Source organism: Agromyces subbeticus DSM 16689 (assembly GCF_000421565.1).
In the GTDB taxonomy this organism is placed as follows: domain Bacteria; phylum Actinomycetota; class Actinomycetes; order Actinomycetales; family Microbacteriaceae; genus Agromyces; species Agromyces subbeticus.
The window spans coordinates 30,673-53,420 of sequence record NZ_ATXG01000003.1; the positions used below are offsets into that span (position 1 = coordinate 30,673).

Here is a 22,748-nt window from a genome sequence, read left to right on the forward strand (position 1 = left end):
CGGTCGGCGGTCGGATGTCGGGCACCCGCGGCATCCCACGGCACTGTGAAGTGCCTGCTGGTGCGACGCGCGCAGCGATGTGACGATCGAAACCGCTGCGGGGCGCGATCCATTCCCGGTGAGCGCAGCGCACTCGACACCGAACGTTCGACCGAAGGAATCCAGATGACCCACCTGCTGCACGTCAACGCCTCTGCCAGGGGCGACGCCAGCCGCTCTCTCGAGTTGGCGACGCGCTTCGTCGACGAGCTCCAGGCCGGCGACGGCGAGCTGACCGTCGAGCGGCTCGACGTCTTCGACGGCACGCTGCCCGAGTTCGGCACCGTGGCGGCCGGCGCGAAGATGGCCGTCTTCGGCGGGCAGGAGCAGACTGCTGAGCAACAGGATGCCTGGCGCGACGCGCGATCGGTGTTCGACCGGTTCGACGCCGCCGACACGCTCGTCTTCAACGTGCCGTTCTGGAACGCCGGCGTGCCGTACCCGCTGAAGCAGCTCATCGACGTGATCACGCAGCCCGGCTGGGCGTTCGCGTTCGACCCCGAGACCGGCTACCGCGGGCTGCTGCAGGGCAAGCGGGCGTTCGTGGTCTACACGAGCGGGGTGTACGCCGAATGGCTGCCGCCGGCGTTCGGGTCGGACTTCACCACCACCTTCTTCCGCGACTGGCTCGGCTTCATCGGCGTCACCGACGTCGAGGAGGTGCACTTCGCACCGACCGTGGTGAACCCCGATGTCGAGGGCTCGCGTCGGGCGGCGCTCGCGGCCACGCTCGAGGCGGCGCAGCGGTTCGTCGAGGCCGAGCGGCTCGCGGCGTGAACTGACGAGCGGCGCCTGAGCGTCACCTCGAGGCTCCGCGCCCCACCGCGTCTTCGTCCGCGGCGGAGTCTCGGGTCGCGATGACCGTCCGCCGGGAAGCGAGCGCGGCCACGCCGATGAGCACGACGGCCGCGGCGCAACCGCACAACGCGAGGGTCGCGAAGCCCGTGAGCTCGAGCACCACTCCCGACATCGCCCCGCCGCCCGCGGCGGCGGTGCCCATTCCCACTTCGCCCCAGCCTTCGCGTCGGAGTCGAAGGCGCTCGGGAGCACTCCTGGTGAGGATCGCGCTCCCGGAGACGAGGGCGAGGTTCCACCCCAGGCCGACGAGAAGCACGCCGGCGCCGATGGCGATCACCGACGCGGCGCCGCTTGCCACCACGACGGTCGCGGCGACGAGCACCGACCCGGCGGTGACGGCGGTGCCTTCGGCGCCGAGCCGACGCACGAGCGCGGCGGAGATGGGCGAGGGCGCGAACATCGCGCCGATGTGCAGCGAGATGATGACGCCAACGACCGACATGTCGGCATGCAGGTGCATGAGGTGCAGTGGGAGGGCGGTCATGACGCCGACCATCACCACGTTCGCGAGGCTCAGCACACCGACGCCGACGATCGTGTCGCGGCGCCGTTCCGTCGGCGCGACGTCGTCATCGGCGCGCGGGTCGCCTTCGGCGCTGCGTTCCGGAACCGGCGTGCGACGCCCGAACGCGGCGAAGCATGCCGCGGCTGCGGCCATGCCCACGGCTCCGGCGACGTAGCAGCCGGCGAGCGGCGGGAGGCCGAGGGCCTGCCCCGCGTCGTCGGCAGGACCGAGGAACAGCGGCCCGAGCACCGCCCCGATCGTGGTCGCGACCAGCACCGCCGCGATGGCGGATACCCGCCTCGCCGGATCGACGCCGGCCGCTCCGGCGTAGCGGCTCAACATCACGGCCGCATTGCCGACCCCGAAGAGCAGGCTGCCGACGAGTACCGCCGGCAGGAGTGCGGCCGCGGCTCCGGCGACCACCAGCGCACAGCCGCACACCCCGAGCACGGCGCCTCCGGCGAGCGCGGCGCCCCGCCCGGTTCGAACGGAGACGCGGCTGATGCCGAGGGCGCCGATCGCGGAGCCCAGCACGAGCATCGACTGCGGCAGCCCAGCGGTGGCGGCGGAGCCGGCGATGTCCTCCGCGAGCAGGCCGCCCGCCGATCCCGCGAGCGACTGGGCGAACCCGCCGAGCGCGACCGCCACGAGCAGGGCGCGGAGCGGGGTTGTCAGTGCGGAGGACATCCTGTTCGCCGACGATTCCGGAATCATGCCTGCAATGGTAGGAATGGTCGAACGCCGGATGAATGGGCGTCACGCCCTGATCCGGCCCGGCGACGTTGCGAGCGCAACGCAGAAGGCGGGAGAGACGTTGCAATCGTTCGAACCGGACGCCACCGACTGGGCGCTCCTCCATGAGCTGCAGGACGACGCTCGCCTCTCGTTCAACGAACTCGCCCGTCGCGTGCACCTGTCCGCTCCGGCGGTGGCGGAGCGCGTGCGCCGCATGGAGTCGCTCGGCGTCATCACGGGGTACACCGCGGCCATCGACGCCGACCGCGCCGGCCAGCCGGTCACCGCCTTCATCCAACTGCACTGCGACTCGGGCAAATGCCTGCTCCGCACAGTGGACCGCGAGGACCTGCCCGAGGTGACCGAGATCCACAAGCTCACGGGCAAGTACTGCACCCTCCTCCGCGTGCGAGCAGCGTCGATGGCGCATTTCGAGGGTGTCGTCGAGCGGCTCGGCGAACACGGCCCGCTCGAGACGAACCTCGTCATGTCGACGCAGTTCGAGGACCATCGCATCGGCCCACCTCCCCCGGCACGGCCAGTGACGGCGGCTCGAGGCTGGAACGCCAAGCACCGGAAGCCGGCGACCGAGGCCGGCTGAACTCCGTCGCTCGCGAACGGGCGGCTCCCCCGCGGGTGCGCCGGCCCGGTGGAGGCGATGACCGCTACGATCGCGGCATGGCCGTCATCGGAAGCGTGTTCATCGCCCTCGCCGCACTGCTGCACGGCTACATCTTCTTGATGGAGAGCGTGTGGTGGACCAGGCCCTCGACGTGGAAGCGCTTCGGCGTCACCGACCAGGCCGCTGCCGACGTGACGAAGCCGATGGCCTACAACCAGGGCTTCTACAACCTCTTCCTCGGCATCGGCGCGGCGCTCGGCCTCACGCTCTACTGGGCGGGCGCGATGCCGGTCGGCAAGACGCTCGTGCTCTTCACCGCCGCGTGCATGTTCCTCGCCGCCGCGGTGCTCACGACCACGGGTCGCGGCTACCTGAAGCCCGCGCTCGTACAGGGAACGCTGCCGCTCATCGGCTTCGTGCTCTTCGCGTTCGCCTGAGCAGCGGGTTCGTGGCGCCGGTCAGTCGGCGTCGGGTGCGTCGGGTGCGTCGGGCCCGACCGTGATCTTCAGTCGATCGATGAGCTCGCCGGCGTGATTCGTGCTCAGGATGATGCGGGTGAACTCACCCGCGGCGAGCTCGAGCACGACCGCCTGGCGCTTGCCCTTGACGATGACGAAGTCGGTGCCGCCGTGGTACTTCCAGACCCCGACCGCCACGACGAGCGGAACCTCGGTGCCACGACGACGGATGCCGCGGATCCAGATCCACGGGTCGTCGGTGATGGTCGCCGAACGGATGTCGTCGCGCTGCACCACGAGGTCGGCGCTGCGGAGCGCGAGCGACTTCTCGGCCGGGGTGAGGTGAACCTCGATCCGGTCGGTGTGCACGCGGAGTTTCGCCATGCTTCCATCCTGCCCGAGTCACGCGGTGCGCGGCGAGTCGACTCCCCACAAAGCCATAACGGTTTCGTGGTCGGGGTCGGCGGTGCACCCGGCCGCAGCGTGCTGAACCCGCTCAGCCGGTTACCGCCGACTCACCCCGCTGCCGCTGATGCCGCGGCGCGCGCCGCGGTGGGCAGCGCGTCGATGATCCGCACGATGGCGGCATCGTCGTGCGCCGCGGTCACGAACCACGCCTCGAAGACGCTCGGTGGCAGCGAGACCCCCGCGTCGAGCATCGCGTGGAAGAACGGCGCGTAGCGCCACGACTCCTGGCGCTGCACGGTCGCGTAGTCGCACACCTCGCCCGCCGCCGCCTCGGCGCCGAACGCGAAGCTGAAGAGGTTGCCTGCGCGCTGCACCCGGTGCGCGACGCCCTCGGCGTCGAGTGCGGCGGAGACCGCATCGCTGATGGTCTCGGCCGTGGCGTCGAGCTTCGCGTACACCGAGGCATCCGCTGCCCTGAGCGTCGCGACACCGGCGGCCACGGCGACGGGGTTCCCCGAGAGCGTGCCGGCCTGGTAGACGGGTCCGAGCGGGGCGAGCTGATCCATGATCTCGGCACGACCGCCGAGCGCGGCGACCGGCATGCCACCGCCGATGACCTTGCCGAACGTCATGAGGTCGGGCGTGTAGGCACCCTCGTCACCCGCTTCGATGCCCCACCAGCCCGCCGCCGACACCCGGAAGCCCGTGAGCACCTCGTCGGAGATGACGAGCGCACCGTTGGCGTGCGCGAGCTCGACGACGGCGCGGTTGAAGCCCGGCGAGGGCGGCACGACGCCCATGTTGGCCGCAGCGGCCTCGGTGATGACGGCGGCGATGCGGTCGCCGTGCTCAGCGAACACCGCGCGCAGCGCGTCGAGGTCGTTGTAGGGAACCACGAGCGTGAGCGCGGCGATGCCCGCTGGCACCCCGGCTGAACCGGGCAGCGCGAAGGTGGCGAGGCCGGAGCCGGCCTCGGCGAGCAGCCCGTCGGAGTGGCCGTGGTAGTGGCCGGCGAACTTCACGAGCAGGTCGCGACCGGTGAAGCCGCGGGCCAGGCGAATGGCGCTCATCGTCGCCTCGGTGCCCGTCGAGACGAGCCGCAGCTTCTCGATCGGCGCGACGCGTTGCTCGACGAGCTCGGCGAGCTCGGTCTCTGCGGGCGTCGATGCGCCGAACGAGAGACCGCGCGCCGCGGCATCCGTCACCGCTTCGACGACCCGCGGATCGGCGTGGCCGAGGATGGCGGGCCCCCAGCCGGCGACGAGGTCGACGTACTCGCGGCCCTCGGCGTCGGTGACGTACGGGCCCTTCGCCGACACGAGGAATCGCGGCGTGCCGCCGACGGAGCGGAACGCCCGAACGGGCGAGTTCACCCCTCCGGGGATGGCCGCCTGCGCGCGGGCGAAGAGCTCGTCGTTCGTGGGGCCGGTCACTCCGTGTCTCCGTTCGTGATCCAGTGCGCCAATTCGACGGCCCAGTAGGTGAGCACCGCGTCGGCGCCGGCGCGACGGATGCCCCGCACTGATTCGATGACGGCGCGCTTGCGGTCGATCCAGCCGTGCGCGGCGGCGGCCTCGATCATCGCGTACTCCCCCGAGACCTGATAGGCCCAGACCGGCACGTCGGATGCCGCGGCGACGTCGGCGAGCACGTCGAGGTAGCTGCCGGCGGGCTTCACCATGACGATGTCGGCGCCCTCGTCGATGTCGATCATCGCCTCGCGCAGACCCTCGCGACGGTTGCCGGGGTCGAGCTGGTACGAACGCCGATCGCCCTCGAGCGTCGACTCGACGGCCTCGCGGAAGGGGCCGTAGAACGCGCTCGCGTACTTCGCCGAGTAGGCGAGGATCGCCGTGTCGTGGTGCCCGCCATCGTCGAGCGCCTCGCGCACGGCGGCGACCTGGCCGTCCATCATGCCCGAGAGGCCGAGCAGCTGCGAGCCGGCTCGCGCCTGCTCGAGGGCCATGGCGGTGTAGCGCTCGAGGCTCGCATCGTTATCGACGCGACCGTGCTCGTCGAGCACGCCGCAGTGGCCGTGGTCGGTGAACTCGTCGAGGCAGAGGTCGGTCTGCACCACGAGAAGCCCGGCGGATGCGTCGGCGGCGACCCGGGTCGCGACATTCAGGATGCCGTCGGGGTCGGTCGCACCCGATCCGCGGGCGTCGCGGAACTCGGGCACGCCGAAGAGCATCACGCCGCCGATGCCGGCGGCCGCGGCATCCGACACCGCTTGCGGCAGGCTGTCGAGCGAGTGCTGCACGACGCCCGGCATCGAGCCGATCGGCACCGGGGCGGTCACGCCCTCGCGAACGAAGATCGGCAGCACGAGGTCGGCGGGGTGCAGCCGGGTCTCGGAGACGAGCCGGCGCAGGGCAGGGGTCTCGCGCAGACGGCGCGGGCGAACACGGGGAACTGGCGTGGAACTCACCCGACCAGCCTACGTCGCGGCCGCTGTGCGAGCGCCGGGCGTGCGCGCGTCAGGCGTTGGCCGTGGCGGCGTCGACCACCGCGTCGATGAGGGATTCTGCGGTGCGGTCGCGAGCCACGACGTCGACGCGGAGGCCGACCTGGGCGGCGTCCTTCTTCGTCTGGGGGCCGATGGCCGCAACGAGGATCGACTCGGGGATCGGGCCGAGCTGCTGCTGCACCTGCTCGGCGACGCTGCCCGACGTCACGAGCACGGCGTTGACCCGGCCCGAGCGCACGTCGTCGGCGACCTTCTTCGACACCGGCACTCCGACCGTGCGATAGGCGACCACGGCTTCGACGTGATGGCCGGCGCGGGCGAGGCCGATCGAGAGCACCTGCTTCGCGATGGCCGAACGCAGCGCGAGCACGCGAAGGCCGGATGCGCCTTCGGTCGCCGCCTCCCATTCTTCAAGCAGGCCGCGGGCCGAGTTGTCTTCGGAGGGAACGATGTCGACGTGGTAGCCCGCGGCAACGAGAGCGGCAGCGGTGGTCTCCCCGACCGCTGCGACCTTCGTCGTCTCAGGAATGATCGCGTCGTAGGTCGAGAGCACGTCGACGGTCGTCGCGCTCGTGAGGGTGACCCAGTCGAATTCGCCGGCGGCGAGTTTGGCGAGAGCCGCCTCGAGGGCCGGCTGGTCGTCGGTCGGGGCGAAGTTGATCATGGGCGCGATCACGGGCGACGCACCCCGCGCACGCAGGGCTGCGGCGACACCGTCGCCCCACGGCCCGCCGCGCGGCACGAGCACTCGCCAGCCGGCGAGCGGCTTGCCGGCCGATCCGGGCAGGTTGATGGCACCCGTCATCGATTCGAATTCGCTCACTGCGACTCCTCAGGTGGTGCAAGTTCGGCGGCGCCGTTGCCGAGGAGTTCCGCGACGACGCGTTCGGCGACATCGCGTGCCGCGTCTGCCAGGTCGGCAGCGCTGCGGCTTTCAGGGGTGGCCGCGTGCGAACTCACGAGCTGCCGCGCCCCGTCGGCACTGTACACGGTCGCCGACAGGAAGAGAAGTTCGTCCTCCATGAAGGCCGTGGCACCGATCGGCGCCGAGCAGCCGGCCTCGAGACCGGCCAGCACGAGCCGCTCGGCGAGCACCGTCGCCCGGGTCAGGCCGTGATCGATCGCCTCGAGCGCGCGTTCGAGCGAACGGTCGCCCGAGGCGCGCCGCACCTCGATGGCGAGGGCGCCCTGCCCCGGCGCGGTCGGCCAGTCGGCGAGCGGCAGCAGGTCGGTCACCGCATCGGCCCGCCCGAGCCGGCCGAGGCCGGCGGCGGCGAGCAGCACGGCGTCGAGCTCCCCGGCCTCGACCTTGCCGAGCCGGGTGTCGACATTGCCCCGCAGGTCGACCGCGACGACATCGGGCCGGGCGGCGCCGAGCTGGGCGATGCGTCGCGGCGAGCCGGTGCCGACGCGGGCCCCGGCGGGCAGCGTGGCGAGCGTGAGCCCGTCGCGCGCGCAGAGCGCATCGCGGGCGTCGGCCCGCTTGGGCACGGCACCGAGCCGAAGGCCCTCGTGCTCGGCGGTCGGCAGGTCTTTCAGCGAGTGCACGACGACGTCGCACTCGTCGGCGAGCAGCGCCTCGCGAAGCGCCGCGGCGAACACGCCCGTGCCGCCGATCGTCGCGAGCGACGCGCGCGAGGTGTCGCCCTGCGTGGTGATCGGCACGAGCTCGATCTCGGCCTTCGCGGCCTTGCCGAGCCGTTCGGAGATCTGCCGGGTCTGGGCCATGGCGAGTGCGCTGCCGCGGGTGCCGACCCGGATGACGCCGCCCGCGGCGCTCACGCCGCTCACGGTGCAATCCCCGCGAGCGCCGGCCGGAAGCCGAGCCGCACGTTCTCGCAGCAGCCGGGGCGGCACACGTCGTACCAGGGCCCGAGCTCTGTCTCAGCCGGCCGATCGGCGACCGGAGTGCCGTTGACGCGCTCGAGCACGAGGTCGACGAGGCCGGCGACGTAGGCGGGGTGCGTGCCGGGCGTCGGCACGCGCACGGCGGCGAGGCCCTGCTGCTCGGCGGTCTCGAGCGCCTCGTTGTCGAGGTCCCAGAGCACCTCCATGTGGTCGCTCACGAAGCCGAGCGGCACGATGACGACGGCTTTCCGGCCCGCGGCCGGAAGCTCTTCGATCGCATCGTTGATGTCGGGTTCGAGCCATGGCATCGACGGCGGGCCGCTGCGCGACTGGTACACGAGCTGCCACGGGACATCCGCCGCCCCTGCCTTGGCCATGACGACCTCGGCGACGGCACGGTGCTGCGCGGCGTAGGCGCCGCCCTCGCCGAAGCCGCGCTCACCGGGCCCCGACTTCGCCGCGTCGGTCGAGGGAATCGAGTGCGTCGCGAAGAGCACCTCGACCTCGGTGGTGCGATCGAGGCCGGGCACGGATGCCTCGAGGCCCACGAGCCCGTCGCGAACACCCTCGACGAACGGCGTGACGAAGCCCGGATGATCGAAGAACTGCCGCACCTTGTCGATCTGCACCTCGTCGCCGAGGCCGGTGTCTTCGAGCGCGTCGGCGAAGTCTTCGCGGTACTGACGGCAGCTCGAGTACGAGCTGTAGGCGCTCGTCGCGATGGCGATGAGCTTCGAGTGGCCGGCCGCGTTCGCCTCGGCGAGCGCGTCGTTGACGTAGGGGTGCCAATTGCGGTTGCCCCAATAGATCGGCAGATCGATGCCACGTGCTGCGAGCTCGGCCTCGAGCGCGGCCTTCAGCTCGCGGTTCTGCTGGTTGATCGGGCTCGTGCCGCCGAAGTGACGGTAGTGGTGCGCGACCTCTTCGAGGCGCTCGTCGGGGATACCGCGGCCGCTCGTGACGTTGCGCAGGAACGGGATGACGTCGTCTTGCCCCTCTGGGCCGCCGAAGCCGGCAAGCAGGATGGCGTCGTAGGCGACGGGCTCGGTGACGTGCGCGGGGCCGGCCTGCGCCGCGGGAGTCGCACCAGGCACGACAGCGCCGGGTGCACAGGGGGCGGATGCTGCGGGGGCCGGCTTGCGGCCGAGGTTGACCGCTGCCATTACTGCAGCACCTCCACGAGTTCGGCAGTGGTGATGCGGCGGCCCGTGTAGAACGGCACCTCTTCGCGCACGTGGCGTCGGGCATCGGTGGCGCGGAGGTCGCGCATCAGGTCGACGAGCTCGGTGAGGTCGTCGGACTCGATGGGCAGCAGCCACTCGTAGTCGCCGAGCGCGAAGGCGCTGACCGTGTTGGCGATCGCGCCGCGGAACGCGGCGCCCTTGCGGCCGTGGTCGGCGAGCATGCGGCTGCGCTCCTCTTCGGGAAGCAGGTACCACTCGTAGCTGCGCACGAAGGGGTAGACCGTGAGCCACGACTTCGGCTCGATGCCGCGAAGAAAGCCGGGCACGTGCCGCTTGTTGAACTCGGCGTCGCGGTGCACGCCCATGGCGTTCCACGTCGGCAGCAGGTGCTTCAGGATGCGGGCGCGGCGCAGCTCGCGGAGCGCCCACTGCAGGCCCTCGGCGGTCGGGCCGTGCAGCCACAGCATGACGTCGGCGTCGGCGCGCAGGCCCGAGACGTCGTAGATGCCGCGCAGGGTGATGCCCTCGTTCTCGACGAGCGAGATGACGCCGTCGAGCTCGTCGACGATGCGGCGCACATCGTGGCCGTCGTAGTCATCGGGCCTCGCCGGGTCCCGGCGGAGCACGGCGAACACCGTGAACCCCTCGGGAGACTCGCCGGCTTCGGAATCGGGACGGAGCGCGTCGGCTGCCGCTTCGGCAGCGGGGGAAGACATGTCTCCAGTCTCCCCCTTTCCGCGTGAACGGCCAAAAGAAGTCACAGGCTCGAACGTGAGCAGAGGCCTGCCTGCCGCGTGCGACGGCGCCCGACGTACGCTCGACGGATGAGAATCTGGTCGCTGCACCCGCGCTACCTCGACCGACAGGGGCTCACCGCGTGCTGGCGGGAGGCCCTGCTCGCGCAGGCCGTGCTCGAGGGTGCGACGCGCGGCTACACGCGGCATCCGCAGCTCGAACGGTTCCGCGAGCTTCCCGATGCCACGGGCGCGATCGGCGATTACCTCGCCGGCGTCGCCGAAGAGGCCACCGCCCGCGGCTACCGCTTCGACGCGAGCAAGGTGCATCGCCGCAGCGCGGCGCCGATCCGCATCGAGGTGGCGAGCGGCCAGCTGGCCCTCGAGTGGTCGCACCTGCGGGCGAAGCTGGCTGCACGCTCGCCGGAACTCGCGCAGCAGTGGACCTCGCTCGAGGTCGCCGAGCCGCATCCGCTGTTCGACGTGGTCGACGGCCCGGTCGCGTCGTGGGAGAGAGCGGTCGCGGCTCCGACTCAGTCCTGATCGAGCCGGGTCGCGCTCAGCGCGTCGAGGAATCTGATGACGACCTCGCGCTCGTCGGGCGTGAGCTCGGCTGCGGCAGCGAAGCGGCGGGCGTGCTGCCGCCCGACCGATTCGCGGGCGACGAGGCGCGTGGCCTCGGTGACCGCGATGGCGAGCGCCCGCCGGTCGGTGGGGTGGGGTGATCGCGTGACGTGGTGGCCGCGCTCGAGTCGGTCGAGCAGCTTCGTCGTCGAGGCGCTCGAGATGCCGAGGTACTCGGTGAGGGCGCCGGGGGTGACGATCTCGCCTTGGTTGCGGGCCGCGATGAGGAACCGGAGCGCGCGCATGTCGTTGGCGTTGAGCTTCATGTAGCGGCGGGATGCCTCGCTCATCTGCCGTTCGGCGTCGTGCCAGCCACGCAGGCTCTGCATGACGCGAACGATCTGGTCGACCTCGGTGTCGTCGAGGCCGGCACGGCTGACGAGCTCTTCGTCGCGGTCGGAGATGCGCGGATCGTGCATGGCGGCGGCGATGTCGTGCCGGGGCTGCCGCTCAGTTGCCATGGAACGATTCTAGCCAGTCATGTATATTTCTCGCTAAGCTAACTACTAGCCTAAGCAGTGAATGATTGGAGCTCGCATGACCCTCACCGACATCGAAGAGGTCGTGCTCCTCGACGCCGACGATCGGCCGATCGGCCGAGCCCCGAAGTCGAGCGTGCACGGGGCCGACACCGCGCGGCACCTCGCCTTCTCGTGCCACGTGTTCAACGAGCGCGAGGAACTGCTCGTCACCCGGCGGGCGCTCTCGAAGCAGGCCTGGCCGGGCGTCTGGACCAACTCGTTCTGCGGGCACCCGGCTCCTGCCGAGACCCTCGTGCACGCGATCCGCCGGCGGGGCGAGTTCGAGCTGGGGCTCGAGCTCGAACGCATCGAGCCGGTGCTCCCGTTCTTCCACTACCGGGCGACGGATGCCTCGGGCATCGTCGAGAACGAACTGTGCCCCGTGTACTCGGCGCGATCGACGACCTCGCCCACCCCGCACCCGGGCGAGGTGATGGACTTCGCGTGGGTGCATCCGCGGCGGCTCGCCTCGGCGATCGAGCACGCGCCATGGGCATTCAGCCCGTGGCTGGCACTGCAGGCGCGGCTCCTGCCGTTCCTCGGCGGCTCCCTGCCCGAGGCGGTCGCGTCATGATCGGGCTGACCCTCGACCGGGCCGTCGCGAGCGGCGCCGGCACCGTCGACGAGGTGCTCGACGCCTTCTTCGCCGACCGGGTGCAGCGGGCGACCGCGCACGGCGACGACTACACCCGGCTCTGGGAGGCGGCCCGCGATGCCACGGCGGGCGGCAAGCGCATCCGGCCCGAGCTCGCGCTCGCGGCCTACTCGGCCTTCGCCGACGCAGGCTCGGTCGCCGGCTCGCTCGACGGTTCGGTCGACGCAGGCTCGGTCGACGCCGTGCGTCTCGCCGCGGCGTTCGAGCTGCTGCACACGGCATTCCTCATGCACGACGACGTCATCGATCACGACCTCGTGCGGCGCGGAGTTCCGAACGTCGCGGGCCGCTTCGCGCTCGATGCCATCGGCCGCGGGCTCTCGACCGCCCGTGCGCACGAGTACGGCGAGGCATCCGCGATTCTCGCCGGCGACCTGCTGATCAGCAGCGCGCACCGTCTCGTGGCCGAGCTCGACGCGCCACGCGGCATCCGCAACCGGCTGCTCGAGATCATCGACGAGTGCGTCTTCCTCGCCGCGGCGGGCGAGCACGCCGATGTGCACCAGGCGGGAGCGGCACCCGGCGAGCGCGAGATCCTCACCATGATCGAGAACAAGACGGCGTCGTACTCGTTCAGCGCGCCCCTGCAGGCGGGCGCGGTGCTCGCCGGTGCACCCGCCGATGCGGTGGAGTGCCTCGGCGAGATCGGGCGCGAACTCGGCGTGGCCTTCCAGTTGCGCGACGACGTGCTCGGCGTCTACGGCACCGCCGCGGTCACGGGCAAGTCGGTGTTCGGCGACCTGCGCGAGGGCAAGGAGACGCTGCTCATCGCCTACGCCCGGCAGCACGACGCCTGGTCGGCGGTCGCGGGCGACTTCGGCCGCGCCGATCTCGATGACGCGGCCGCCGGCCGGTTGCGGGCGACGATCGAGTCGAGCGGCGCCCTGGCGCGGGTCGAGCAGCTCATCGCGGCCCGCTGCGCCGGTGCCATCGACGCGATCGCAGCCGCCGGCCTGCCAGCGCGGCTTCGCGACGGGCTCAGCGCCTCGGCTCGCGACTGCGTGGAGCGTGTGCGATGACGGCGCCGGCGACCGGCCTCGCCCTCTACGACCGCACCGCGCGCCACGGCTCGGCACACGTGATCTCGCAGTACTCGACCTCGTTCGGCCTCGCGAGCAGGCTCTGCTCCCGCCCGGTGCGCGCGCACGTGGCCGACATCTACGCGCTCGTGCGCATCGCGGACGAGATCGTCGACGGGCCGGCCGAGGAGGCCGGGCTCGCCCCGGCCGAACGGCGTGCGATGCTCGATGGCCTCGAGGCCGAGACCGAGCGGGCGATCGACCGCGGCTACAGCTCGAACCTCGTGGTGCACGCCTTTGCACAGACGGCGCGGGCGACGGGGTTCGGGGCCGAGCTGACCCGCCCCTTCTTCGCGTCGATGCGCCGTGACCTCGAACCCGTCGACTTCGACGACGCCGAACTGCGCGACTACGTCTACGGATCGGCCGAGGTTGTCGGCCTGATGTGCCTCCGCGCCTTCAGCGACGGGCTGCCCGCCGACGCAGAGCGCGACGAGCGGTGGCGGCGCGGCGCGCAGCACCTGGGCGCCGCCTTCCAGAAGGTCAACTTCCTGCGCGACCTCGCCGACGACTACGCCACGCTCGGGCGGCGCTACTTTCCCGGCATCGATCCGGCGCACCTCACCGAAGCAGAGAAGACCCGGCTGCTCGACGACATCGATCGCGATCTGGCGATCGCGGGCGCGGTCGTGCCCGAGCTGCCGAGCGGATGCCGCAGGGCCGTCGCCGCAGCGCACGCACTGTTCTCGGCCCTCTCCGAACGGCTGCGCCGCACGCCTGCGAGCGAGCTCCTGACCGTGCGGGTGCGCGTGCCGACCCCGCAGAAGCTGCTGCTGCTCGCCCGCGCGACGGTGTCGCGACCGCGACCGCGACTGCAACCGCGGCCGCAACCCGCGCACCGAGCGGATGCCCCGTGAGCCGGGTCGCGGTGGTCGGCGCTGGTATCGCTGGGCTCGCCACAGCGGCGCTCCTCGCTCGCGACGGGCACGACGTCACCGTCTTCGAGGCGAACGAGACTGTGGGCGGCCGAGCGGGGCGGTGGGACACCCGCGGGTTCCGGTTCGACACCGGCCCCTCGTGGTATCTCATGCCCGAGGTGTTCGAGCACTTCTACCGGCTCATGGGCACGAGTACCGAGGCTGAGCTCGACCTCGTGCGCCTCGACCCCGGCTACCGAGTGTTCTTCGAACGCCACGACGAGCCGCTCGACCTCGCCGCCGACCGGGATCGCGCCGCGGCGGCCTTCGAGGCGATCGAGCCGGGGGCCGGCCGGGAGCTCGAGCGGTACCTCGACTCGGCCCACGAGACCACGCGCCTTGCGCTCGAGCACTTCCTCTACAACGACTTCTCGGCACCGGGCGCCCTGCTCGTGCCGGCGGTGCTCCGCCGCCTCGGGCGGCTCGGTCGGCTGCTGCTGCAACCGCTCGACCGCTTCGTCGCCGGGCGGTTCCGCGACGAGCGCCTGCGGCAGGTGCTCGGCTATCCCGCGGTCTTCCTCGGCACCTCACCGTCGGCCGCCCCGAGCATGTACCACCTGATGAGCCACTTCGACCTCGATGACGGCGTCTTCTACCCGATGGGCGGATTCCGCGAGGTCATCGACAGCGTCGCCCGACTGGCCGGGGGCGCCGGCGCACGCATCGTGACGAACGCCCGGGTCACGAGCATCGACGTCGAAGAAGGCGCGGCCTGCGGCATCCGCTTCGTCGACGCGACGGGCGCCCCACGACGTCACGAGGCCGAGGTCGTCGTGTCGGCCGCCGACCTGCACCACACCGAGACGGCACTCCTGCCGCCGTCAGCGCACGACCGGTCGGATGCCGCGCGGCGGCGGGTGGACCCTGGCCCCGGCGCGGTGCTCGTGATGCTCGGTGTTCGCGGCGGACTGCCGCAACTGCAGCACCACAACCTGCTGTTCACCGCCGACTGGAACGGGAACTTCGAGCGCATCTTCGGTCGTTCGCCGTCGGTGCCCGACCCTGCCTCGCTCTACGTCTGCAGGCCGAGCGCGACCGACTCCACGGTGGCGCCGCCCGGCGACGAGAACCTCTTCGTTCTCGTGCCGGTGCCGGCCGATCCCGGCATCGGCCGCGGCGGCCTCGACGGCGAGGGCGACCCCACAGTCGAGCGCATCGCCGATGCCGCCATCGCGCAGCTCGCCTCGTGGACGGGCATCCCCGACCTCGCCGGCCGCATCGCGGTGCGCCGCACGGTGGGCCCTGGCGACTTCGAGGCGGAGTTCAACTCCTGGCGCGGCTCGGCGCTCGGCCCGGCGCACGTGCTGCGCCAGAGCGCGTTCCTGCGCGGGCGCACGGCCTCGCGCTCGGTACGCGGCCTGTTCTTCGCGGGTGCCACGACGGTGCCGGGCATCGGCCTGCCCATGTGCCTCATCAGCGCCGAACTCGTGGCGAAGTCACTGCGGGGCGAGCGCGGCGCAGGGCCGCTCGCGGAACCGGTCGCGAGGAGCGTGCCGGCATGAGCGTCGTCTACCTGGCAGTGCTGCTCGGCGGCATCGCGTGCATGGTGCTGCTCGACGTGCGGTACCGACTCGTCTTCGCATCGCCGAGGTCGCGGACGCCGCGGCGCGCGGCGATCGTGCTCGGGGTCGGCGTCGCGTTCTTCCTGGTGTGGGATCTCGCCGGCATCGGGCTCGGCATCTTCCACCGCGGCGATAACGCCGTGAGCACCGGCATTCTGCTCGCCCCCGAGCTGCCGGTCGAAGAGCTCGTCTTCCTCGCGTTCCTCAGCTACCTCACCCTCGTGCTCTACACCGGCGCCGTGCGCCTCATCGCTGCGAGGGAGTCTCACCGGTGACCTATCTGCTGCTCTCGATCGGCTTTGTCGTCGTCGCGATCGTCGTCGCGGCGATCGGCTGGCGGCACGCACCGCGCGGCCACGGTCGCGCGGTGCTGCTCACGATGCTCGTGCTCGTGGTGCTGACCGTCGCGTTCGACTCGATCATGATCGCGACGGGGTTGTTCGGCTACGCCGACGAGCACATCTCGGGTCTGAGGCTCGGGCTCGCACCGATCGAGGACCTCGCCTACCCGATCGCGGGCGTGCTGCTGCTCAGCGGAGTGTGGAACCTGGTCGGCAGTGGCGATGGCGGCAGCGGGCACCGGCGCAGCGACGGCCGACGGGCGACGTGGATCGCGAGCGACACGGGGCGCGATCGATGAGCGTCGGCACGCGCCGTCGCAGCGCCGTCACCGATCTGCTCACCGCCTCGCGGCCGCTCAGCTGGGTCAACACGGCGTTCCCGTTCGCGGCCGCGTACCTGTTGACTTCCCGCGAGGTCGATCTCGCGTTCGTGATCGGCACGCTCTTCTTCCTGGTGCCCTACAACCTCGCGATGTACGGCGTGAACGACGTGTTCGACTACGCATCGGATGCCGCGAATCCGCGCAAGGGCGGCGTCGAGGGCGCACTGCTCGTGCCCGGTCGGCACCGGCTCACGATCATCGCCGCCATCGTCGCGTGCGTGCCCTTCGTCGTGGTGCTCGTCGCGCTCGGCGGGCCGGCGTCGTGGGCGGTGCTCGCTATCAGCCTCTTCGCGATCGCCGCGTACTCGGTGCCCGGGCTGCGGTTCAAGGAGGTGCCGTTCGTCGACTCGCTCACGTCGAGCGTGCACTTCGTGAGCCCGGCGGTCTACGGCCTCGTGCTCGCCGGGGCGGCGTTCACCCAGCAGCTCGTCGCGCTGCTGCTCGGCTTTCTCGCCTGGGGCGTCGCGAGCCACGCGTTCGGTGCCGTGCAAGACGTCGTGCCCGACCGTGAGGGTGGCATCGCGTCGATCGCGACGGTGCTGGGCGCCCGGCGCACGGTGCGGTTCGCGATGGGTGCGTGGGCGCTCGCCGGGCTGCTCATGCTCGCGACATCCTGGCCCGGGCCGCTCGCCGCGCTGCTCGTCGTGCCCTACGTCGCGGTGGCGGCGCCGTACCGGAACGTGAGCGACGCGGAGTCGGGGCGGGCGAACGAGGGGTGGCGGCGGTTCCTCGGCATCAACTACGTCGTGGGGTTCCTCGTGACGATGCTGCTGATCTGGTTCGCGGCGATCACGGCCTGAGCCGAGCGCTCAGGGTCAGACCAGAAGCCGGGTGAACCGGAACGAGGCGAAGCCCTCGATCGGCAGCTCTTCGATGCCCGCGAAGCCCGCCTCCCTGGCATACCGCTCGAGGGTCGACTGCCGCATCACCGTGCCCGTGCCGACCGACCCGGGAGTCGAGAGGCTATCGGGCAGGCAGACGAGCAGGCTGTACCCGTACATGATCCGCTCGGTCTCGTCGCCGTCGGGGGCGAACCCTGCTGCGACGGCCTCATCCATGATCACGACCACGCCGTCAGGGCGCACGGCGCGCCGGATCGCCTCGAGCACTTCGACCGGTCGTGGCATGTCGTGCAACGCCTCGAAGACGAACACGGCGTCGAACACTGCCTCTTCGGGAAGCGCCTCACCTGCGACGTGATGGAACCGAACCCGATCGGCGACTCCCGCCGCCTGCGCGTGTCCGCGTGCCGCCGCGATCGAGGGTTCGTCGACATCGAACCCCTCGACGCGAGCGCCCGGATACCCCTGCGCGATGCCGATCGCCGACCAGCCGTGCCCACTGCCGACATCGGCGATCCGGGCACCTGCACGGGAGAGCACCGAGTTCACTGTGGGAACGCCCGCGAGCGCACGCGCGAGCTCCCGCAGGAACCACGGCCGGTTGATGTCGCCCTGCGCCTCGCGGGCATCGTCGCCGAGCTGCGCCCATGAGACCCCGCTGCCGGTTCGGTAGGCGTCGAGCAGTGCAGGGAGCTGCCCTGCCGTCGCCGCCAGGAACCGCCCGAGCGGCGCGAGGTAGCTGAGCGAGTCGGCGTCGACGAGCACCTCGGCGTGCGCAGGAGGCAGGGCGAACCGGCGGGCGGATGCCACGACATTCGCATCGTGGACGGTCAGGATGCCGCTCACCGCCTGCTGCTCGAGCCATTCGAGCGCATAGCGCTCGTGGGTGCCGGTGCGTGCGGCGAGCGTCGACGCGTCGAGCGGCTCGCCGTCGGCGAGGGCGCGATACCAGCCGAGCCGATCGCCGAGGTAGATGCTGAGCAGCTCGATGCCGCCGAGAGCTGATGCGAAGATGCGGTCGGCGAATGCCGTCACCGCGTCGGCATCACGATCGACAGCTGCGTCTTTGGAGTCCTCTTCCGACCTCATCGTCGAATCCTTCCGATCGACCGGCGCGAGCCGGACTCCTATTCGCCCACGAGCAGCCGCGTCGAGTGCTCGAGATGCTCGCGCAACGCGTCGGGCCCGCGCTCGGGCAGTTCGTCGAGCAGCGCCCGGTGCTCGGCGATGAGGCTCTCGAGCGTGTAGTGCGGGCGCACGTGCAGGAGGAAGAGCAGCAACTCGCTGCCGATCGCGTCGTGCGCCTCGATGATTCGCGGGCTGGCCGACGCGGCGACGATCGCCCGGTGGAAGTCGGCGTGGATGCGCTCGACCTCGAGCCAGTCGACGTCGTCGGCATCGGCGGCGGGCTCGGTCTCGGTCTCACGAGCGGCGGCGGCGAGCTCGGCGAGCCGGTCGAGCGCATCGTTCGCCGGCGCGAGCACCGCTTCGGGCCACGCATCGCCGAAGCGATCGGCCGCGATGCGCACGGCCTCGACCTCGAGCGCGGCACGCAGCTGCTGCAGGGCGATGACGTGCGCGCGATCGAAGCTCGCCACCCGCACTCCGCGATACGCCTCGGCGACGGCGAGCCGCTCGGCGACCAGCCGCTGGAACGCGGCGCGCACGGTGTGCCGAGACACCGCGTATCTCTCCGACGCCGCCTCTTCGCGCAACGGCGTGTCGGGGGCGAGCACCCCGCTCAGGATCTCGGCGCGCACGAGGGCGGCGACGCGGTCGACCGCCGTCGCCCCGGAGGCCGAGCTGGTGGCCTCGGTCACGCGATCAGTCGAGGTTCGCGCGCACGACGAGCCAGACGGTGACCCCGACCGCGGCCACGACGCCCACGGCGGCCGCGATCGCGGCGACCGGCTGCTCGTCGGCGAAGCGGCGCAGCCTGACCTTCGCCCGCTCGGTTCGGATGCCGACCTGCTTCGGCACGTTGAGCTTGTCTTCGAGCGCGTTGAGCGTGGCGGCGAAGTCGGCGCGGGCGCGCTGCGACGCGACCTTCGCCTGCAAGCGGGTGAGGTTGCGCTCGCGCGTCGCGGTGTCGCGCTTGGAGAGGTTGCGCGCGTCAGTAGCGGCGGTCATAGTCACCCGTTCCCTTCAGGGCGTCGAGGTCGGCCTTCAGGCTCTCGACCGACTCGAGCGGCTCGGAGCCGCGCTTGAAGTTGATGTACGCGATCCAGAGCAGCACGACGATGATCAGCAGCAGCACGCCTGACACGGTGAGCGCGGCGGCCCAGGCCGGCATCACGAGCGCGAGCGCGAAGATGGCGGTGGTGATCAGCGTGAACAGCAGGAAGACGCCGACGACGGCTGCCCCGGCGACGAGGCCCGAGCCGATGCCGAAGTGCTTGACCTTGTAGGAGACCTCGGCCTTGATCTGGTCGATCTCGGCGCGCACGAGCGACGAGATCGTGTCGGGAAGCTCGCCGATCAGCGTGAAGAGCGATCGGTCGTCGTTCGAGGGTGCGGTCATCGCGCGGTCACCTCCACGGTCATGAATCGGATGCGGCGGGCTTGGCGTTCGCCCGACCCGCGGTGGTGCCCTTGGCCGTCGACGTGCTGCCCGATGCCGAACCGGTGCGCTTCGCGGCCGGCTTGGCCGCCGACTTCGCCGCCGAGTTCGATGACGCCGCGGTCGACGCGAAGCTCGCGGCCTCGTCGATCGCGTCGTCGAGACCCGATGCTGCGGAATCGACCGCCGACTTGGCTGCTTCGGCGGCCTTCGACACATTGCGCTTCGCGGCCGTGGTCGCGCTGCTGACGTCGTGCTTGGTCGCCCCTGCTCCGCGGGTGGCATTGCCGATGAACGACTTCACGCCGTCGAGCACGGTGTCGGAGAGATCGCCGACCTTGTCGGCCGCGAACCCCTTGACGGTGTCGACGCCCTGCTGCACGGCCGGCGTGTTCCACACGCCCTGCGCTGCCTTTCGAATCTGCTCGTAACGCTCACGACCGGCTCTCGTACCGAGCACGTAGCCGACTCCGAGCCCCACGACGAAGAGGATCTTGCCTTTCATGTGCACCCCATCTCCCCCTGTGGTTCACCACAGCGACTGTTCCAGCGTAGACCCCGCACGAACCGGCGCAAGGGGGTTGCGTCGAAATATTCCGTTCCGGCTATGCAGTGCCGTCGGGGTGCACCCGACGGTGCCGAATTCGCCGCGCGACCTCGAGTGCGTGCGGCACGACGGAGGCCAGGCCGGTGCCGGCGACCCACGATCCGGTGGCTTCGACTCCGGGCTCTGCGGCGAGCGCGTCCTCGAGCGCGCGAACCCGGTCGCGCTGCCCGAGCGCAGCCTGCGAGAGCGCGTCGCGCCATATGGTACGGCCCGAGGCGCGCAGCATCCGCTCGTCGAGTGGCACGCCCAGCAGCAGCGACGCGTCGGCGAGGGCGAGCCCTGCGACCTCGGCGTCGGAGCGGCCGTCGAGGGGATTCGACGAACCCGCGCGACCGTAGGAGAGGCGCACGACGTGCCGGCCGCCGGCCGACTCGGCGAGCCAGCTCCACTTCGCGGTCGAGTGGGTGAGTGCCTTCGCGGTGACGCCAGGGGTGTCGGCCGCGACCAGCACGCCGGTGCCCCGCGGAGCGGCGTCGAGGTCTGGCGCGTCGAGCACGAGGGTGACGAGCTCGATGGATGCCGCAGGCGGCCACGTGCTGCTCGTCATGTCGGGAGCGGGCTTCGGGCTCGTCGCCCAGCCGTCGAGGGCCGCCTCGACGAGACCGAGGGCGACGTGCCCCGATGCCGCGAGCACGGCGTCGGGTGCGGTGACGAACAGCTCGCCGTCGTCGGTGGTCGCGATGACGAGCCATCCGGATGCCGCGTCGGCGCTGACTCGCTCGAGGCCCGTGACCTCTACCCCGCGAACGACCGTGACGTCGAACCGGTCGAGCTCGCGCTCGAGCGCGTCGACGAGGCGGTGCATGCCGCCGCGGATGCCGCGGACCGCCGCCCCGGCCTTGCGCGCCTCGACGAGCTGGCCGACGCCGCCCGAGAGCGAGCCGGCACGGGTCATCGCCTCGTTGAGACCCGGTGCGACGACGTCGAGGTCGAGCTCGTTCGGGTCGGTCGAGTAGACGCCGGCCGAGATCGGCGTGACCAGCCGGTCGAGCACGGCCTGGCCCATGCGCGACCGCACGAGCTGACCGAGGCTGTGGGCGCGCCCGATGCGGAGGATCGGCATCAGCCGGTCGCCGTACGCGCGGATCGCGCCGCCCCAGCCGATGATGCGGCGCACATCGTCGCCGAGCGGGTTCGCCGGAATGCCGAGCACACCCGTCTTGGGCAGTGGTGCCGCATCGGGCCGCCCCTGCTTGCCGGGCATCACGAGCCAGGCGCCCGCGGGGTTCGGGCTCTCGACCTCGTCGCCGAGCCCGAGCGAGTCGAGCAGTTCGGCGACGGCACCGCCCCGGGTGGCGAAGGACTCGGCACCGCTGTCGAGGGTCAGCCCGTCGAGCTCGATGCGGCCGACGCATCCGCCGAGCTCGTCACGCCGCTCGAGCACGGTGACCCGCAGCCCGACCTTCGCGCACTCGAGGGCCGCGACGAGACCGGCGACGCCGCCGCCGACCACGACGACGTCGGCGGTCGAGCGCTCGATGACGGGCTCGAGGGGTGCTGCGCCTCCGGTCATGCCGAGGCCTCGTGCACGAGCTGCACCACGCGGGTCAGCACCGTCGGGTCGGTTTCGGGCGGCACGCCGTGGCCGAGGTTGAAGACGTGGGCGGGGGCCGACTGCCCGCGCTCGAGCACCTCGCGCACGGCAGACTCGAGCACGGGCCACGGTGCGGCGAGCAGGGCGGGGTCGAGGTTGCCCTGCAACGGCACACCGTCGCCGATGCGCTGCGCGGCGACGTCGAGCGGAATGCGGTAGTCGACTCCGACCGTGTCGACGCCGATGTCGTGCATCGCGCCGAGCAGTTCGCCGGTGCCGACGCCGAAGTGCACGACGGGCACGCTGCGGGTCGCGCGGGCAGCAGCGTCGCCCGTGGCATCCGGAATCTCGTACGCGAGGTCGTGCACGAAGCCCAGCGCCTTGGTCGACGCGGGCGCGACGTGCGTCTCGTAGTCGGCGAGCGAGAGCGCACCGGCCCACGAGTCGAAGAGCTGGGCGGCGGATGCCCCGGCGAGCACCTGCGTGCGCAGGAACCGCCCGGTGAGCTCCGCCGTCCAGTCCATGAGCGCACGCCAGGCGCCGGGGTCGGCGTGCATGAGCGTGCGCGCGGCGAGGTGGTCTTTCGACGGGCCGCCCTCGGCGAGATAGGCGGCGAGGGTGAACGGCGCGCCGGCGAAGCCGATGAGCGGGGTGCTGCCGGGCTCGTTCGAGCCCGCCGCGCCACCACCGCTCGGCGGAGTGGCGTTCAGCTCGGCGACCACCCGGCCGACTGCTTCGGTGATCGGGGCAGATGCCTCGTCGAGCCGTGCAGGGTCGATCGCCGTGAGCTCGGCCACGCCAGCGGCATCCGCGTAGCCCCTCGAGAAGACGGGCCCGCGGCCCGGCTGGATCTCGACATCGACGCCCACGAGCTTGAGCGGCACGACGATGTCGCTGAAGAAGATGCCGGCGTCGACCCGGTGCCGACGCACCGGCTGCAGGGTGATCTCGGCTGCCATCGCGGGCTCGAGGCAGGCATCGAGCATTCGCGTGCCGACGCGGAGGTCGCGGTACTCGGGCAGCGAGCGACCGGCCTGCCGCATGAACCACACGGGGGTGACGTCGGAGCGCTCTCCTCTATATGCACGCACGAGACGCGAGTCGGAGGTCAGGCCGGCGGAGAGCGGATGCTGCGGGGGGAGGATCACGAAACAATTGTCGCGTATCGAGCTGGGGACGGAGCTGTGCAGAAGCGATGCCCGATGTCGACGTCTGCTCACTTCCATCGGCAGGAGGCCTTACATTCGCGCCGCCTTCGACGCTAA

The 22,748-nt window shown here is 71.5% G+C and carries 27 protein-coding genes; 11 read left to right on the forward strand and 16 right to left on the reverse strand.

The genetic code is table 11. The features are described from left to right. Nucleotides 1-165: 165 nt before the first annotated feature. Nucleotides 166-816 (forward strand): FMN-dependent NADH-azoreductase, encoded by a 651-nt coding sequence (locus H521_RS0106285; protein WP_022892176.1) that lies wholly within the window; start codon nt 166-168, stop codon nt 814-816. Between the two features lie 22 nt (nt 817-838). Here the strand turns inward: H521_RS0106285 and H521_RS0106290 are convergent, their stop codons facing one another. After that, complete coding sequence (locus H521_RS0106290; protein WP_022892177.1) at nt 839-2,089, reverse strand: MFS transporter; 1,251 nt, start codon at nt 2,087-2,089, stop codon at nt 839-841. Nucleotides 2,090-2,147: 58 nt separating this feature from the next. Here H521_RS0106290 and H521_RS21785 point away from each other — a divergent pair, with 58 nt between their 5' ends. Both H521_RS21785 and H521_RS0106300 read left to right on the forward strand, forming a co-directional pair. Next, a complete protein-coding gene (locus tag H521_RS21785; protein WP_084512077.1) occupies nt 2,148-2,738 on the forward strand; it encodes an Lrp/AsnC family transcriptional regulator in 591 nt (196 codons plus the stop codon). 77 nt (nt 2,739-2,815) lie between these two features. Further along, nucleotides 2,816-3,196, forward strand: a complete 381-nt coding sequence (locus tag H521_RS0106300; RefSeq protein WP_022892179.1) for a DUF1304 domain-containing protein — start codon at nt 2,816-2,818, stop codon at nt 3,194-3,196. A 21-nt stretch (nt 3,197-3,217) separates the two neighbouring features. Here H521_RS0106300 and H521_RS21790 read toward each other — a convergent pair whose 3' ends face one another. The 7 genes from H521_RS21790 to hemQ form a co-directional block, all read right to left on the reverse strand. Beyond that, nucleotides 3,218-3,601, reverse strand: a complete 384-nt coding sequence (locus H521_RS21790) for a hypothetical protein (RefSeq protein ID WP_022892180.1) — start codon at nt 3,599-3,601, stop codon at nt 3,218-3,220. Nucleotides 3,602-3,732: 131 nt separating this feature from the next. After that, nucleotides 3,733-5,058: a glutamate-1-semialdehyde 2,1-aminomutase gene (gene hemL / locus H521_RS0106310; protein WP_022892181.1), complete on the reverse strand. Its 1,326-nt coding sequence runs from the start codon at nt 5,056-5,058 to the stop codon at nt 3,733-3,735. Beyond that, on the reverse strand, nt 5,055-6,053 hold the full coding sequence (hemB, locus tag H521_RS0106315; RefSeq protein WP_022892182.1) for a porphobilinogen synthase: 999 nt from the start codon (nt 6,051-6,053) through the stop codon (nt 5,055-5,057). The genes hemL and hemB overlap by 4 nt, the downstream gene beginning before the upstream one ends. Before the next feature lie 49 nt (nt 6,054-6,102). Further along, nucleotides 6,103-6,897 carry a uroporphyrinogen-III synthase gene (locus tag H521_RS0106320; RefSeq protein WP_040424035.1) on the reverse strand — a complete coding sequence of 265 codons (795 nt, stop codon included), beginning with the start codon at nt 6,895-6,897 and terminating at the stop codon, nt 6,103-6,105. Nucleotides 6,898-6,911: 14 nt separating this feature from the next. Next, entirely contained in the window at nt 6,912-7,883 is a 972-nt protein-coding gene (gene hemC / locus H521_RS0106325; protein ID WP_026481978.1) for a hydroxymethylbilane synthase, read from the reverse strand. Continuing rightward, complete coding sequence (locus tag H521_RS0106330) at nt 7,880-9,103, reverse strand: ferrochelatase (RefSeq protein ID WP_022892185.1); 1,224 nt, start codon at nt 9,101-9,103, stop codon at nt 7,880-7,882. Before H521_RS0106330 ends, hemC begins: the two co-directional genes overlap by 4 nt. After that, nucleotides 9,103-9,840: a hydrogen peroxide-dependent heme synthase gene (hemQ, locus tag H521_RS0106335; protein ID WP_022892186.1), complete on the reverse strand. Its 738-nt coding sequence runs from the start codon at nt 9,838-9,840 to the stop codon at nt 9,103-9,105. Before hemQ ends, H521_RS0106330 begins: the two co-directional genes overlap by 1 nt. Before the next feature lie 108 nt (nt 9,841-9,948). Here hemQ and H521_RS0106340 point away from each other — a divergent pair, with 108 nt between their 5' ends. Next, nucleotides 9,949-10,401, forward strand: coding sequence for a pyrimidine dimer DNA glycosylase/endonuclease V (locus tag H521_RS0106340; protein WP_022892187.1), 453 nt, complete (start codon nt 9,949-9,951; stop codon nt 10,399-10,401). Here the strand turns inward: H521_RS0106340 and H521_RS0106345 are convergent. Beyond that, nucleotides 10,392-10,943 (reverse strand): MarR family winged helix-turn-helix transcriptional regulator, encoded by a 552-nt coding sequence (locus H521_RS0106345; RefSeq protein WP_022892188.1) that lies wholly within the window; start codon nt 10,941-10,943, stop codon nt 10,392-10,394. The two genes, H521_RS0106340 and H521_RS0106345, sit on opposite strands and share 10 nt — an antisense overlap. A gap of 76 nt (nt 10,944-11,019) precedes the next feature. Between H521_RS0106345 and idi the strand changes: the two genes are divergently transcribed. From idi to H521_RS0106380, 7 genes are read left to right on the forward strand one after another with little or no spacing between them, the layout of a single operon-like run. Beyond that, nucleotides 11,020-11,577, forward strand: a complete 558-nt coding sequence (idi, locus tag H521_RS0106350) for an isopentenyl-diphosphate Delta-isomerase (protein ID WP_022892189.1) — start codon at nt 11,020-11,022, stop codon at nt 11,575-11,577. Beyond that, nucleotides 11,574-12,677 (forward strand): polyprenyl synthetase family protein, encoded by a 1,104-nt coding sequence (locus H521_RS21795; protein WP_022892190.1) that lies wholly within the window; start codon nt 11,574-11,576, stop codon nt 12,675-12,677. Before idi ends, H521_RS21795 begins: the two co-directional genes overlap by 4 nt. Beyond that, nucleotides 12,674-13,594, forward strand: coding sequence for a phytoene/squalene synthase family protein (locus H521_RS21800; RefSeq protein WP_022892191.1), 921 nt, complete (start codon nt 12,674-12,676; stop codon nt 13,592-13,594). The genes H521_RS21795 and H521_RS21800 overlap by 4 nt, the downstream gene beginning before the upstream one ends. After that, entirely contained in the window at nt 13,591-15,156 is a 1,566-nt protein-coding gene (gene crtI, locus H521_RS0106365) for a phytoene desaturase family protein (protein WP_022892192.1), read from the forward strand. The genes H521_RS21800 and crtI overlap by 4 nt, the downstream gene beginning before the upstream one ends. Continuing rightward, complete coding sequence (locus H521_RS0106370; RefSeq protein WP_026481979.1) at nt 15,153-15,491, forward strand: lycopene cyclase domain-containing protein; 339 nt, start codon at nt 15,153-15,155, stop codon at nt 15,489-15,491. Before crtI ends, H521_RS0106370 begins: the two co-directional genes overlap by 4 nt. Then, a complete protein-coding gene (locus H521_RS21805) occupies nt 15,488-15,856 on the forward strand; it encodes a lycopene cyclase domain-containing protein (protein WP_022892194.1) in 369 nt (122 codons plus the stop codon). Before H521_RS0106370 ends, H521_RS21805 begins: the two co-directional genes overlap by 4 nt. Then, nucleotides 15,853-16,740, forward strand: coding sequence for a prenyltransferase (locus H521_RS0106380; RefSeq protein WP_022892195.1), 888 nt, complete (start codon nt 15,853-15,855; stop codon nt 16,738-16,740). Before H521_RS21805 ends, H521_RS0106380 begins: the two co-directional genes overlap by 4 nt. A 15-nt stretch (nt 16,741-16,755) precedes the next feature. On the opposite strand, the gene H521_RS0106385 is transcribed toward H521_RS0106380, so the two are convergent. The 7 genes from H521_RS0106385 to hemE all read right to left on the reverse strand — a co-directional run bounded on the left by H521_RS0106385 (nt 16,756) and on the right by hemE (nt 22,631). Next, entirely contained in the window at nt 16,756-17,871 is a 1,116-nt protein-coding gene (locus H521_RS0106385) for an SAM-dependent methyltransferase (RefSeq protein ID WP_022892196.1), read from the reverse strand. A gap of 38 nt (nt 17,872-17,909) precedes the next feature. Further along, nucleotides 17,910-18,602 carry a GntR family transcriptional regulator gene (locus tag H521_RS0106390; RefSeq protein WP_022892197.1) on the reverse strand — a complete coding sequence of 231 codons (693 nt, stop codon included), beginning with the start codon at nt 18,600-18,602 and terminating at the stop codon, nt 17,910-17,912. Nucleotides 18,603-18,606: 4 nt separating this feature from the next. Continuing rightward, nucleotides 18,607-18,912 carry a hypothetical protein gene (locus H521_RS0106395; RefSeq protein WP_022892198.1) on the reverse strand — a complete coding sequence of 102 codons (306 nt, stop codon included), beginning with the start codon at nt 18,910-18,912 and terminating at the stop codon, nt 18,607-18,609. Then, nucleotides 18,896-19,303 carry a phage holin family protein gene (locus H521_RS0106400; protein WP_022892199.1) on the reverse strand — a complete coding sequence of 136 codons (408 nt, stop codon included), beginning with the start codon at nt 19,301-19,303 and terminating at the stop codon, nt 18,896-18,898. Before H521_RS0106400 ends, H521_RS0106395 begins: the two co-directional genes overlap by 17 nt. Before the next feature lie 19 nt (nt 19,304-19,322). Continuing rightward, nucleotides 19,323-19,847 carry a hypothetical protein gene (locus H521_RS26220; RefSeq protein ID WP_211215484.1) on the reverse strand — a complete coding sequence of 175 codons (525 nt, stop codon included), beginning with the start codon at nt 19,845-19,847 and terminating at the stop codon, nt 19,323-19,325. 100 nt (nt 19,848-19,947) lie between these two features. Further along, entirely contained in the window at nt 19,948-21,462 is a 1,515-nt protein-coding gene (hemG, locus tag H521_RS0106410; protein ID WP_022892202.1) for a protoporphyrinogen oxidase, read from the reverse strand. Then, on the reverse strand, nt 21,459-22,631 hold the full coding sequence (gene hemE / locus H521_RS0106415) for a uroporphyrinogen decarboxylase (protein ID WP_022892203.1): 1,173 nt from the start codon (nt 22,629-22,631) through the stop codon (nt 21,459-21,461). The genes hemG and hemE overlap by 4 nt, the downstream gene beginning before the upstream one ends. Between the last annotated feature and the right edge of the window lie 117 nt (nt 22,632-22,748).